General features: G+C 60.0%; 11 protein-coding genes. 3 read left to right on the top strand and 8 right to left on the bottom strand.

Features of this window, described 5'->3' with window-relative positions; genetic code table 11:
- Positions 1–104: 104 nt before the first annotated feature.
- Positions 105–1,028, top strand: a complete 924-nt coding sequence (locus ACMUJL_RS05610) for a DMT family transporter (protein WP_375569826.1) — start codon at positions 105–107, stop codon at positions 1,026–1,028.
- Positions 1,029–1,054: 26 nt separating this feature from the next.
- Here the strand turns inward: ACMUJL_RS05610 and ACMUJL_RS05605 are convergent, their stop codons facing one another.
- From ACMUJL_RS05605 to ACMUJL_RS05570, 8 genes are all read right to left on the bottom strand, one after another.
- Positions 1,055–1,366, bottom strand: a complete 312-nt coding sequence (locus tag ACMUJL_RS05605) for a GNAT family N-acetyltransferase (RefSeq protein ID WP_375569828.1) — start codon at positions 1,364–1,366, stop codon at positions 1,055–1,057.
- Positions 1,367–1,388: 22 nt separating this feature from the next.
- Positions 1,389–3,056 (bottom strand): FAD-dependent oxidoreductase, encoded by a 1,668-nt coding sequence (locus ACMUJL_RS05600; RefSeq protein WP_375569830.1) that lies wholly within the window; start codon positions 3,054–3,056, stop codon positions 1,389–1,391.
- A gap of 38 nt (positions 3,057–3,094) precedes the next feature.
- Complete coding sequence (locus tag ACMUJL_RS05595) at positions 3,095–5,404, bottom strand: penicillin acylase family protein (RefSeq protein ID WP_375569832.1); 2,310 nt, start codon at positions 5,402–5,404, stop codon at positions 3,095–3,097.
- Entirely contained in the window at positions 5,401–5,742 is a 342-nt protein-coding gene (locus tag ACMUJL_RS05590) for a hypothetical protein (RefSeq protein WP_375569834.1), read from the bottom strand. The genes ACMUJL_RS05595 and ACMUJL_RS05590 overlap by 4 nt, the downstream gene beginning before the upstream one ends.
- A 556-nt stretch (positions 5,743–6,298) precedes the next feature.
- Positions 6,299–7,270, bottom strand: a complete 972-nt coding sequence (locus ACMUJL_RS05585) for an NAD(P)H-dependent flavin oxidoreductase (RefSeq protein ID WP_375569836.1) — start codon at positions 7,268–7,270, stop codon at positions 6,299–6,301.
- Between the two features lie 114 nt (positions 7,271–7,384).
- Positions 7,385–7,609 carry an acyl-CoA dehydrogenase C-terminal domain-containing protein gene (locus ACMUJL_RS05580; protein ID WP_416914172.1) on the bottom strand — a complete coding sequence of 75 codons (225 nt, stop codon included), beginning with the start codon at positions 7,607–7,609 and terminating at the stop codon, positions 7,385–7,387.
- Positions 7,548–9,176: an acyl-CoA dehydrogenase family protein gene (locus ACMUJL_RS05575; RefSeq protein WP_416914171.1), complete on the bottom strand. Its 1,629-nt coding sequence runs from the start codon at positions 9,174–9,176 to the stop codon at positions 7,548–7,550. The genes ACMUJL_RS05580 and ACMUJL_RS05575 overlap by 62 nt, the downstream gene beginning before the upstream one ends.
- 24 nt (positions 9,177–9,200) lie before the next feature.
- Entirely contained in the window at positions 9,201–11,054 is a 1,854-nt protein-coding gene (locus ACMUJL_RS05570) for an AMP-binding protein (RefSeq protein ID WP_375569840.1), read from the bottom strand.
- Positions 11,055–11,264: 210 nt separating this feature from the next.
- Between ACMUJL_RS05570 and ACMUJL_RS05565 the strand changes: the two genes are divergently transcribed.
- The gene (locus ACMUJL_RS05565; protein WP_416914170.1) at positions 11,265–11,981 is read left to right on the top strand and encodes an SDR family NAD(P)-dependent oxidoreductase; all 717 of its coding nucleotides are present in this window, start codon (positions 11,265–11,267) and stop codon (positions 11,979–11,981) included.
- Positions 11,982–11,984: 3 nt separating this feature from the next.
- Positions 11,985–12,590, top strand: coding sequence for a 2-hydroxychromene-2-carboxylate isomerase (locus ACMUJL_RS05560; protein ID WP_416914169.1), 606 nt, complete (start codon positions 11,985–11,987; stop codon positions 12,588–12,590).
- The last annotated feature ends 107 nt before the right edge of the window (positions 12,591–12,697 follow it).

Raw genomic sequence — 12,697 nt, 5'->3', positions numbered from 1 at the left:
TCACTCACTTGTGCAAGATATATGTTCGGGGACCCTGAGATTTATTCGGACCTGGATCCGGCAGGCGGTCAGTTTGAGCTGTTGAGCGCATGGGGGAAACGCACGTGAAAAAAGCAACGCTGCAAGAACGGACCACGATCCGCGTCAGGGCGTTTGCCTACCTTGTGTTCACGGGGTTGATGCTGGGGTCATCTACCATTCTTGCCCGTCTCGCCTTTGACGCGGGGATCGGTGCGATCCCTTTCCTGATGTGGTCCTTGCTCACCGCCGCGGCAGGATTGATGATCCTTGGCGCAAGGCGCGGACCCCCGTTGCGTCGTCTGTGGGGGCGCTCGGGATATCTTTTTGTGGCCGGTCTGTTGACCATCGCGGCACCCAACCTGCTGGTGTTTTCTGCGGCACCGGTGGTCGGCGCGGGTTTCGTGGCACTTGCCATAACCTTTCCCCCGCTTTTTACCTATGTGGGCGCAGTCCTGCTGCGGCTGGAAGCCTTTGATGCCCGTCGCGCCACCGGCGTGGCCCTTGCGATGGCCGGCGCAGTTTGGCTGGCGCTGGCAAAGATCGGTGACGGGCAGGCCAGCCCGGGATGGGTGGCGGCAACACTGATGATCCCGGTCTTTCTGGCGGTGGGAAATATCTTTCGCACGCTGAAATGGCCCGAGGGTGCGCGACCCGACGAACTGGCACCGGGGATGCTGATGGCCGCGGCAGTGATCTTGCTGGGGTTCGGGCTGTCGACCGGCCAGGATATCAGCCTTCCGTCAGAGACGACACAGATCACCCTTCTGGTCGTGCAAAGCGTCGTCTTCGGCCTCCAGTTCGTGGTTTTCTTCATGCTTCAACGCGAGGGGGGTCCGGTCATGCTCAGCATGATCGGCGCGGTGGCGGCGCTGGTGACGGTGCCTCTGTCGATGATCCTCTTGGCCGAACAAAGCCCCCAGGGCCTTATCCTGGGGGGTGGCCTGATCGCGACTGGCATCTTTCTGGTGACATGGACGAAAAAAGACCGGAACCGGACTCACCACTGACCAAACACGACCGCGCTACGGGCCAGTCACGGTCGCGATTTGATGTTCATGGTTTGGCTCAGCACATCGTGCCATTCTGGGTGGCGGCGGAACTGGGCGGCTGCAAAGGGGCAGAGCGGAATGATCGCAATGCCATGTTGTCGCGCGTCCTCAACAGCGCGCATGACCAGCGCCTGTCCGATGCTCTGTCCGCGATATTCCGGCGGTACCTCGGTGTGGTCGATGATGATGAGGGAATCACCAGCGCGCGAATAGGTTAGGCGCGCAGGTGGATGAGCGTCGGATTGCCGGTAGCTGTAGCTGCCCTTGGTGGCGTGCACCTCGTGGATGATCTGCATGTCCTGTATCTCTTTTATACTGTCAGGTCCGGCTGGTCTTTGCCTGTGGTGATTGTGCGGCGACAGCGCCGAGGAGCTTATGGATCTGCGCGACAACTGACGCTCCTTCGCCGATCGCGCCGCCCACCCGTTTGACCGAGCCCGATCGCACATCTCCGACAGCGAAAACGCCACGCTGGCTTGTTTCCAACGACTGTGCACCCAGTGCGCCCGTCACAATGAATCCCCTGTCGTCCAGATTGATGGCGCTCTCTCGAAGCCAGTCGGTGGCGGGGTCGGCACCTGCGAACAGAAAGACATTCCTGATGGGCGCTGTCGTCACCTCACCAGGTCCGGACCATGTCACCGCCGTGAGTCCCGAGGCATCGCCATGCAACGCAGTGATTTGCGTCCGCGTCAGAACCTGAACATTCTCAAGGCTTGCGACCCGGTCAATCAGGTAGCGCGACATGGTGGCTTCTATCCCCGAGGCACGCACCATCATCCGGACACTGCGCGCGTGACCGGCAAGGTAGACTGCCGCCTGGCCCGCGGAGTTACCGCCGCCCACGAGGATCACATCGGTGCCCGCGCACATGTGTGCCTCGACCGGCGACGCCCAATACCACACGCCACGGCTTTCGTATCTTTCAAGATCGGCGATAGCGGGCCGCCGGTAGCGCGCGCCACTGGCGATGACAATGCTGCGCGCCGTGACAGTCTTGCCGTCTTCGAGAAGCAATCGGTTGAGCCCACCCTCTTTGGGGCCGTCAAGGGCTGTGACCGTGGCCGGAATTGCCATCTCGGCCCCGAATTTCTGCGCTTGGGTAAAGGCGCGTGCGACCAGGGCCTGTCCCGTTATGCCGGTCGGAAAGCCGAAGTAGTTTTCGATCCGCGCGCTCGCGCCCGCCTGACCCCCAAAGGACCGCGTTTCAAGGACAATGACCGACAGACCTTCAGACGCCGCATAAACGGCCGTGGCCAGCCCGGCGGGCCCCGCACCGACAATTCCGACATCGTAAATGCTGGATGTGTCGGGCTGCCCAATCATGCCGAGCGCCGTGGCAAGCGCGCGTTCAGTCGGGTTGCGCATCACGGTCCCGTCGTAGCAGACGACGATTGGCAACTCCTCGGGCGAAGGCGCATATTCCAGCATAAGGTTAGCCGCCGCGCCGTTGCCTTCGGGCATCAGTACCCGGAAGGGGTAGCCGTTGCGCGTGAGGAATCTGGTAAGCCGCGTCATGCCGGGGTCCGCTGCCTGCCCGATCAGGACAGGGCCGCCATCCCCCGTTTCAATCAGGCTGGCGCGGCGCAGGATCAGTGCCCGCAGGATGAGTTCGCCCAGATCTGCCTCCGCGATGATGAGGGCGCGAAGGTTCTCAGGCGGGATCAGGGTCGCCTTGACAGATCCCAACGCCCGGCCGTCGACGAGGGCAGCCATGCCAGACAATTGCCCGACTTCGGCGGCAAACTCGCCGGGTCCATGCTCGATGATCAGTGTCGACCCTCCAAATCCGTCACGCTGCGTGATCCTCACCTCGCCGCTTTCGATAAGGAAGAGACCGGGCGCCGTTTTGCCTGCGGAAAACAGGTCATCGCCGATCTCGAATACGACGGGCCTCCCGAACCGCCGCGCCCGTTCCATCTCGCTCGGGGACAATTTGGGGAACATCTGCGCTTTGCGTCGCGTGGCAAGGGATGTGTCTGACATGGCACCGTCTCCGGGTTCGGGCAGGCATCGCCTGCGATTCATTGGTCTGGAACAAGCCGCATCACGTGAGAAAACGCCCTATCTACCGACGCAGGTTTCAATGGCACCCGGATCAGATCGCCGCCCATGAACGGGGCCACTTGATTGGCAAAGGTCGTGCTGTTGATCCAGCCGTCCTGGCCGCCGAGCAGAACGAAGTGGTTCTCGTCGAGATCGCCCAGATCGGACAGGTGCCGCGCCTGCGCGCCGAACATCGTGAGATGCGGTTGGTCGGTCAGATCATGCGCCGTTTTCAGGATCGTCTCGCGACTGCCCGAAATCGGCAGCGTCGCGATGTCATAGCGGCGCCCGATGATGGGCAGGTTGCCGAGGACATGGGTCACGCGCAGCCGGTGCAGGTCGCCCCATCGCGTGCCGTCTCTAGCGACGATTGCTGCGGGGCGCAGCGCACGGGTCAGAACCTGCGCGCGCGTCTCGGGCGGCAAAAGGGCAAGATCCTCAGTCAAAAACAGCGGAAGGCGGCCAAGGGCAGCATAGGTTTCCCATTCGTCACCGCGCCCAAGGGCCTCGTAGGTGAGGGGAACGAGAGCGGTAATGAAACTCTCAAAAATTGCAGGGGCGTCGGCGGCCGCATGATACGCCCCGTCCCACGCAAGCAGGGCGTCGCGTGCCTGCTGTTCGGGCGATGCCTGCATCGGCAAGACGCGGAGATCTGCCTCAACCGCCGCCAAGAACTCCACAGCCACGGGGGACACCACATCGAGCTGAATCTCGGCCAGATCGTGCAGGCTGGCTTGCGGCAACCCGGCAAGAAGCGTGTTCAACCGCCTGATCCGTTCGTCCTGCAAGAACACCCCACCATAGGGGCGCTGCCCGTCCGGAGCAGGGCGATTGTTAGCAGAGGCGATGAAGCCTTGCGCGGGGTTCGTTCTGTGGGGCAGGTCACGGCCATCCCAAAGCCTGCGCCAATCGCGATCCGACTGCGTGGGGGAGGTGATAATGTCAAACCCCTGTTCCGGGGCGCGCGCCGGAACGCGGGCTGCTGTGACGGCACCTACGTTGCCGGCGTCATCCGCCGCGAGGAAGGTCAGCGGCGGAAAAGCAAAGCCCTCTACCGCCGTTCGAAACTCCGGCACGCTTCGTGCGCGCATGGCTTCCAGCAGCGCGGTCGTCTCGTCGGTCACGGTGTGACCCGTCCAACGCACCGCGAAGGTCCCCGCCGTTTCCGACAAAAGATCAAGATCTGACAGGATCGGGCCATAAGGCGTCTGCCGCGTCACGCGCCGTGCATCGGGCAAGAGCCGCACGCCGATGCGATGCCGGGTCTCGGAGATCAGGGCAGGGTCCAGCCCGCTCACATCCACCAACTGGCTGGTGCGCGCGCGCAGGTTGGTGCCACCCCAGGCCAGCCGCTCGTTTCGGCCAAAGGCGAAGACTGGCGTTCCGGGCACCATCATCCCCACCAGATTGTAGCTGGGTGACCTGAGGCCCGCCACGATCCAGGCATTCGGAAAAATGAAGGCAAGGTGCGGGTCGCTGGCGATCAAGGCGGCGCCAGTTGCACTTCGCTCCGGCCCGACCACCATGCTGTTGGACCCCGAACGGCCGGTCAGCGCCGCCAGTTCCGCAAATCCGGCAAGGACCGGACGCTCTGCGTAAGGCATGGCCTCCGGCAACGCAGCGACAGCTTGCGCGCCGCCCGGATCCCCTTGGAGTATCCGCAAGGCGAGCCTGTCCCGTAAGTCAGGATCGGGGATCGACAGGATGCGCAGCAGGAAATCCCAGTTCAGGTCGATGCCCGATGCGCGCCCCAAGGCGATCGAATCCTGCGCGGTCCACGGCTCCCAGTCGATGGCGAGCACCCTGAATTCATGCGGGGGCTGCAGGGCGATCTGGTGGGCCGCACCATGATTGACGCCCGCGACGTAGCGATCCATCCAAGCCCGCGTCGAGGGTGGCATGGCTGCCAGAATCTCGTCAGCGGCGCGGTAGACGTCCAGCGACCGGATCGCGTGATCGAGATCGACCGTCAAAGGGCCTGCCAACTCCGAGAGCCGCCCCTGAACGATCCGGCGAACAACGCCTATCTGCCCCAGCCGCAAATGCGCATGAACGAGCCCGAGGGCAAAAGCCCCATCCCCGTCCGTTTTAGCGACGACAAAGGGGATCTGATGGTCGTCCCAGTAGATTGTCACCGGCCTTTCAAGGGACATGGCTGTTGTCGGAAAGTCCTGCAAGCGCCCGTCCAGCCGCGTGACCGGTGGCAGCGGTGCAAGGACCGAGCAGGCGACAAGCAGGCCTGTGCCGAGAAGAGCGAGAGCTGCGGCCGCGACTGTACGCGCCCTCATACGACGCGCCCCTGTTCCAGCCAGATCGCATGGACCTCTGACCAGTCGGGGGCCTGCTGCGCAAGATATCCGACCACTTTACCGGTCGCGATGCTGGGAAACAGACGCATGGCCTCAAGATGCGGACCGGCGGTCAGATAGGCCCGCATGGCCTGCCTGTCGGTCCAGACCGACATCGTATGATGAATGCCATTGATGGTGCGCGCATCGGCGGAGATGTTGCCGGGTGCATTGCGCGCTTGCACCATGGATTTCATCGCATGCGACCAGAAGGACGGGATGTGCCAGACCCGCCGGACCTGCAAGCCAGTGATGGAGACATAGACATCTTGCTGCATCGGGCGGGCCTTTCGTGGTCAAGCATGGTCACCCCGCCCGCGGGATGCAGGCGAGCGGATTTCAGGCGGGAAATGTCGCCGTGAGGGACAGTCGGGATGTGCAGAATCCGGAAGGGCGCTCCTGCACTTTTTAACATATGTGATAGGTGCTAACTTTGGTCAAGCAGAAAGTATCTATCACTTACTTTCAGGGAAGACCCAATCAAGAAGCAGAATGACCCGACCACACCAAAGGCCACGCCGAGGATGTCGCGGAAGGCCGCAATCACCACTTCTCCGAGGCCGAGTGCGGCGCCGTTGTCGAAGCAGTCACTTCACCACTCTCTATGGTGCAACGTCCAGCGTTGCCACGGGCTACCGATCACTCTCTTCAGCAAGCCAAACCATCACCCGCTTCCGCAAATTCCTCAATGGCGCTCTGCCATTGCTAGAAACGCCGTCTCTTGATCGCAAAGAGTGATCCAACAAAGTGCGGGTCCATGAAGCCCTTGCCGAGCCAATCCGAGAATTCATTGATCAAGATGGCTGCAAACTCCTCCGAGAAAGTCGAACTACTTTAGGCAAACATTTGGCGCTGCTTTTCGGCGATGCTTCGTGCCTCGGCAATGATGCGGGTGATGAGTTCCGCGCAGGTCGGCAGATCGCTGATGAGCCCAGCCACCATGCCGCAAGACCACGCTCCAGCATCCATGTTGCCGTCCCGCATGACTTTCGGGTATACGCCGGCAACAACTTCTATGATGTCATCGAATTTCAAATCGTTTCCAAGTGCGCGTTCGGTCGCGAGCAATCTTTCGACAGCGGCATTATTGAGCACCCGTTCGGTGTTGCGCAGTGGTCGCATCACCAAGCGCGTATCCAGTTCCGTTGCCTGCAAGATCGCCTGTTTCACATTGTCATGCACAGGAGCCTCCTTCGTGGCAATGAAACGCGTCCCCATGTTGATTCCTTGGGCACCCAAGGCGATTGCCGCCATGAGTGAGCGCCCATCTGCCATTCCGCCCGAGGCGATGAAGGGCACGGTTAACTCGTCTTGCGCGCGCGGCAGGAGGATGAAATTCGGGATATCGTCCTCGCCCGGGTGCCCGCCACATTCGAACCCGTCTATGGAGACCAAATCGCAGCCGATCGACTGTGCCTTGAGAGCATGGCGTACCGAGGTGCATTTATGAATGACCTTGACACCCGCTTCCTTGAGGGCCGCCATGTATTTTTGCGGATTGTTCCCAGCCGTTTCCACGACTTTCACACCCCCATCGATGATTGCCTTTATGTATCCCGGATAGTCCGGTTCCACGAGAATTGGAAGAAAAGTTAGGTTGACGCCGAATGGCTTGTCAGTCATTTCGCGGCACCGCTCGATCTCACGCGAGAGATCGGCGGGCGTCTTCTGAGTCAGTCCGGTGATAATTCCCAACCCGCCGGCATTGGAGACTGCGGCGGCGAGTTCGGCAAAGCCCACATAGTGCATCCCGCCCTGAACGATCGGATGCTCAATTTCCAGCATTTCGGTGAGTTTGGTTTTCATACAAGTTCTCCTGTGAAGGCGGCATTGGGATACTCAAGGTGAGGTAGATCGCCGGAACGCGTTTTTGGTGGGTCGAGACGATCAATCAACCGCCTGATGGCCCTACAGATGCCGTCATGCCAACAACTCCCCGGGCGTAATATCTATCCATGAGCGATCCATCATGGACAGACGGGGTGCCACAGCCATCGCCTTTGGAAGCTCCCACTTCATGAAGTACGCGCATGAGGCGATCTTAGCTCTCAGGAACGCTGGGTCGCCCTGACCTTGGGCCAGCTTATCCAGTGCAGTTCGGGCCATCCGGGTCCACAGCCAGCCGACAACGATTCCTCCGATCATTTCGAGAAACGGCGTCGCGTTGCCGTAGAGCACCGCTGCCGGCAAACGATTGTTTTTTGCGTCGATCAAGGACTTCGACGATTTCCAATGCGGTTTTGACTGCCCCACTCAGCATTACCGCTTCGTCAGACAGGCCGGCGGGCATGTTCGCGCTATCCTCTGATATGTTGAAAAGGAGTTCCGTCAGACTCTTGGCATCCTCGCCCACAATCTTGCGGCGCAAAAAGTCAAGCGATTGAATTCCTGTGGTGCCTTCATGGATCGGGTTGAGCCGATTATCCCGGTAGAGACGCTCTACCGGAAAGTCCCGCGTGTAGCCTGCGCCGCCCAGCACTTGAAGCGAGATGTCATTGGTCCGCGTGCCATGTTCTGCAGGCCAAGTCTTGGCCAGCGGCGTCAGCAAATCAAGTCGGCGCTGAAGGCGCTCTGCGTCCTCGCTCGAGTCAGCCGTTTCGATCCGGTCCAGCAAGCATGCGCAATACCACGTCAGCGCCAATGCGCCTTCTGAAAGCGCTCTCTGTGCCAACAACATGCGGCGAACGTCGGGATGGTTTATGATCGCTACTTCAGCTGCGTCCGGATCTTTGGCATCAAGCGGTTTTCCCTGCGTGCGTTCGGCCGCGTATGCGCGGGCGTGCTGCGCTCCTACATAGGCCACTCCAGAGGCAACAGCACCGACATTCAAGCGCAACTCATTCATCATCTGGAACATTTGTGCCATGCCCCGGTTCGCGCATCCTAGAAGGAAGCCTTCGCACGCCCCGTCCTCGCCGAACCTCAGCACGGCATTTGGAACACCGCGTTGACCCATCTTGTGATTAAGGCCGATCAACCTGACATCGTTGCACGCGCCGCGCGTTCCATCGGACGTCACGCGATACTTCGGTACAATGAAGAGTGAAATGCCTTTGACGCCTGCGGGCGCTTCTGGCAGGCGCGCCAGAACCAGATGAATGATGTTCTCGCCCAGATCATGATCGCCCGCGGTGATCCACATCTTCTCGCCCGAGATGCGATAGCCCCCTACGCCGTTGGGCTCCGCGCGTGTGCGAATTCCGGCGAGCGAGGAGCCTGCATGAGTCTCCGACAGGCACATAGTCCCGAAGTAACGGCCCGAAACCATTGGCTCGACAAAGGTGCTTTTCTGGTTGTCGTCTCCGAAGCTGGCGATCAGCCGGGCCGAACCTGCCGTCAGCAGCATGAACGCATTCAACGCAACGTTAGCTCCCGACAAGGCCGAGTTTACCGCAGCAGTTACGCAGTGCGGCAACTGGCTACCCTGATTCTCAAAAGGAAAACTCATGCCAAAAAGGCCTACCGCCGCCGCAGCACGGAGGCTCTCGTCCACTTTGCCGTGAAGTTTCGCAGTGCCCTCGTGCAGAAAGACTTCTTGCGCGTCCATTTCCTCAGCAATTGGTGCGAAATGATCATGGGCGACTCGATCGGCAGACGCAAAAACTTGGCCCAAGCTGTCGCGGTCGAGATGCTCGAACCTTTCAGTATTAAGCAAGGTGTCGAGCTCGCAGACGGAGTCCATGATAAAATCGATTTCGTGCTTGGATATCATCGTGGTATGCCTTCTTTCATGGCTTCATTCGGCGGTCGACCTGCTGGAGGTCACACTATGTATCGTGTTGTCCGGCGTATCTGCGGCGTAGAGCAAGTCGACCTTGACGGCGCGCCGTTCGAGAACACGGCGCTGGTTGATGTTGCCCTTATCCGTGACTTCGCCCGCCCCGAGCTGTGGCGGTTCGCCTTCGGTGGCGAAGGCATGAACCCTCTGTGTTCTGGCCGGGTTCTCTTCATTATGAGTAGTGAGCGCAGCGCGCAGTGCGTCCTGAACAGCTTCAAGGCGCTGTTCTGCAGTAAGACCGGGGAACCTTGCGCGGCAGGCTGTCTCGTCCAGCCAGAACAGTGCGCGGATATCGGGCCTGTTCTCTCCGGCAAGACAGACCTCGCGCACAAGCGGGGCCAAGCGCTGCAAGAGTTTCGCGCGCAGATCGGCCACGATGACCCAGGCCCCGACATCCAGTTTGAAATTTTCCGAGAGGCGGCCACCAAAGCCAAGCGCCAGTTTCCCGTCGGAATCGGCTTGGGCAAAAACCGTGTCTCCGGTGCGATAGAACCCCTCTTCGTCGAATGCGGCCTTGCTCGCCTCTTCATTCCCCAGATAGAGCGAAAAAACGTTTGGCCCGCGAACGCGGATCTCATACCTGTCATTGACAGGCAGCAGGCGCAATTCGACTCCGGGAAGTGGCACGCCGAGACGGTCTGCATCGTCGCTGTCCTCGGTGTTCATGCAAATACCAGGAGCGGTTTCTGTCGCGCCGTAGGCGGCTACCAGTGCCAGCTTTTGTCCAGTATGTTCCAGAGCAATGCTCTGAAACGCATCCACCACCGATTGCTGGAGCTTCGCTCCTGCATAGACCAAGAAACGCATGCGCGCGAAGAAAGCTGTACGCATTCGGACGTCGTCGCGCAGAGCGTCCACGAGCATTTGGAAATAGGCGGGCACACTCACGCATAGGCTTGGCGAGACCGAGCAAATGTTCGCAATGCTGCGGGTAAACTGTCCGGGAAGGGGGCGCCCATTGTCGATATACAGAGCGCCACCCTTGAGTGCAGTGGTGTTTAGCTGGAAGTTTCCGCCCATAGTGTGATGCCACGGCATCCAGTCTAGCAGCACGAAGTCTGCTCCTGACAGTGCGCTGCAGGAGGCGAAGGAGGCGGCATTGCTGCAAAGCATGTGCTGTGTGTTGATGACGCCTTTGGGCGCTCCGGTCGACCCTGAGGTGAACAGGATCTTGGCTGTCGCATCCGGTTGCGTGGCGGTATAGGCTGTCCGGAAAGCAGTCGTAGCCGCCACCTGCATCAGTTCCGACAAAGGGATAAAGCCCGGTGCGGTTGTTGCCGAGATCCACGTGCAGCCTGTCAGCTCGGGCAGGTCGCGCAGATGCGAGAAAGCTGCCCCGTCCTGAACGAAAACCGCCCGCGGGCGAAGCGTCTTGAGAACCGACTGCAAGATGCCGCGCGTTTCGGGTAGCGTGGAATATGCGGGCGACACCGGACAGACCGGCACACCAACAGCCATGCATGCGAAGGATATCATGGCGTGCTCAAGCGAATTCGGCGTCAGGATCGCAAGAGGTGTCGAGCCGTCGAACCCCATTGACAGTAGCGCCGAGCCGATCGCCGATATCCCCTTCCATGCTTCGGCATAGGTCATCGCGGTCCAAGGCTGATCCGCTGACTGCCTTTGAGCCAAGAAAAGACTGTCCGGCGCACGGGCCGCATGATGCTCGATCGGTTCGCAAATGTTGCGCGCGACCTCGTTGAGACTATGCGGAGACCGAAGACGCAATTCTCCGGCGGAGGTCCGCTCGCTCAACATCCCGTGATCGATCAGCGAAGAATCTCTAAAAAGGTTGGTATGCCGCGCAGCCAAGAGACTCCCTTTCTTAATCCGCCGTTGCAGAGGCAAGTTTCAAAACAGAACTATTTATGGATATCGGCGCTCAACAAAATATGCAAACATTTATGTTGACGAGCTTACCGATATGTAGAAAGTTCTAAAACAAGACTAACTTACAGCTTGGCTCGGTCGAGATCATGATCGGGATAAGGGGGGGGGCTTGTGGACAGACGGAATAAATCCGTGGCCGTGATAGGGGCGGGTGATTACATCGGCGGCGCGATTGCCAAGATGTTCGCCGGGCAGGGCTTCAATGTATATGTCGGGCGGCGGAATGGGGACAGGCTCGCGCCACTCCTCTCCGAGATCGAGGCTGCTGGAGGTCGCGCGAATGGTCGCAGCTTGGACGCGCGCGAATCTGACGACGTGGCGGCCTTTCTTGCCGAAGCCGAAGCCATCGCACCGCTTGATGTCGTCATCTTCAACGTTGGCGCCAACGTCAATTTTCCCCTTCTTGATACGACTGACCGCGTGTTTCGGAAGGTCTGGGAGATGGCGTGCTACTCGGGTTTCGTCACGGGCCGCGAGGCGGCGCGGATTATGCTGCCGCGCGGAACGGGAAATATCTTTTTTACCGGGGCCACTGCGGGCCTGCGCGGGGGTGCAGGTTTCGCAGCATTCGCAAGCGCCAAGTTCGGCCTGCGCGCGTTGGCTGAATCTGCTGCGCGGGAGTTGATGCCACAGGGTATCCATGTCGCTCATCTCGTCATCGACGCCGCCGTCGATACGCAATGGGTCCGCGAACTCGTCGAGGCCGCCGAGGGGCCCGAGGGTTTGTCTGACCCGGAGCGTTTCATGCGCCCTGCGGCTGTCGCCGAGGCTTACTGGGCGATTTACAACCAACAGCGCGATGCATGGACTTTCGAAACGCAAATAAGACCATTCAAGGAAAGGTGGTAAGCGATGAGGCTTGATTTCATCTTCGATTTCGGCAGTCCGAATGCCTATCTTTGCCACCGCGCGTTGCCTGTCGTTGCTGCAAGGACAGGCGCGGCCTTCAATTACGTGCCCGTTCTGCTTGGCGGAATCTTCAAGGCCACCGGCAACAGGTCACCCATAGAGATCTATCAGGGCGTGGAGAGCCGCAACAAGTACGATCAGTTGGAGATCAACCGCTTTTGTGTCGAGTACGGTATCGTGGATTTCACGTTCAATCCACATTTCCCGATCAACACGCTCAGCCTGATGCGTGGTGCCTTCGCCGCGAAGAAGATGGGGGTTTTTGAAAGCTACGTGGACGAGATTTTCAAGCACATGTGGGCGAAACCGCGCAATCTGAACGACCCCGTGGAGATCGGCAAAGTGCTGAGCGAGTCAGGTCTTGACGCCCGGACACTGATGTCGATGACGCAGGAGCCCGACATCAAGCAACAGCTCGTCGCATCGACAGGCCGCGCCGTGGAGGATGGCGTGTTCGGCGCGCCGACCTTCTTCGTGGGTGACGAGATGTATTTCGGAAAGGACCGGCTGCATCTCGTGGAAGACCGGATCAGAGCGCAAAACGTCTAGTCACGCCGCGTCGCGCGATCGGTCGGGATGTCTTGAGCGGGTCCTTTTACAGTGGCAATTAGTAAGTTCTAAAGCAGAACTATACTTCATCGAAGGGGAGAATGCGC

The organism is Seohaeicola sp. (assembly GCF_048006315.1).
GTDB lineage: Bacteria > Pseudomonadota > Alphaproteobacteria > Rhodobacterales > Rhodobacteraceae > Seohaeicola.
This window is presented reverse-complemented; position numbering and strand designations above follow the sequence as displayed.

Coding starts and splice junctions, on each gene's coding strand:
- ACMUJL_RS05605 (WP_375569828.1), bottom strand. CDS start 1,366: ATGCAGATCATCCACGAGGTGCACGCCACCAAGGGCAGCTACAGCTAC.
- ACMUJL_RS05600 (WP_375569830.1), bottom strand. CDS start 3,056: ATGTCAGACACATCCCTTGCCACGCGACGCAAAGCGCAGATGTTCCCC.
- ACMUJL_RS05595 (WP_375569832.1), bottom strand. CDS start 5,404: ATGAGGGCGCGTACAGTCGCGGCCGCAGCTCTCGCTCTTCTCGGCACA.
- ACMUJL_RS05590 (WP_375569834.1), bottom strand. CDS start 5,742: ATGCAGCAAGATGTCTATGTCTCCATCACTGGCTTGCAGGTCCGGCGG.
- ACMUJL_RS05585 (WP_375569836.1), bottom strand. CDS start 7,270: ATGAAAACCAAACTCACCGAAATGCTGGAAATTGAGCATCCGATCGTT.
- ACMUJL_RS05580 (WP_416914172.1), bottom strand. CDS start 7,609: ATGATCGGAGGAATCGTTGTCGGCTGGCTGTGGACCCGGATGGCCCGA.
- ACMUJL_RS05575 (WP_416914171.1), bottom strand. CDS start 9,176: ATGATATCCAAGCACGAAATCGATTTTATCATGGACTCCGTCTGCGAG.
- ACMUJL_RS05560 (WP_416914169.1), top strand. CDS start 11,985: ATGAGGCTTGATTTCATCTTCGATTTCGGCAGTCCGAATGCCTATCTT.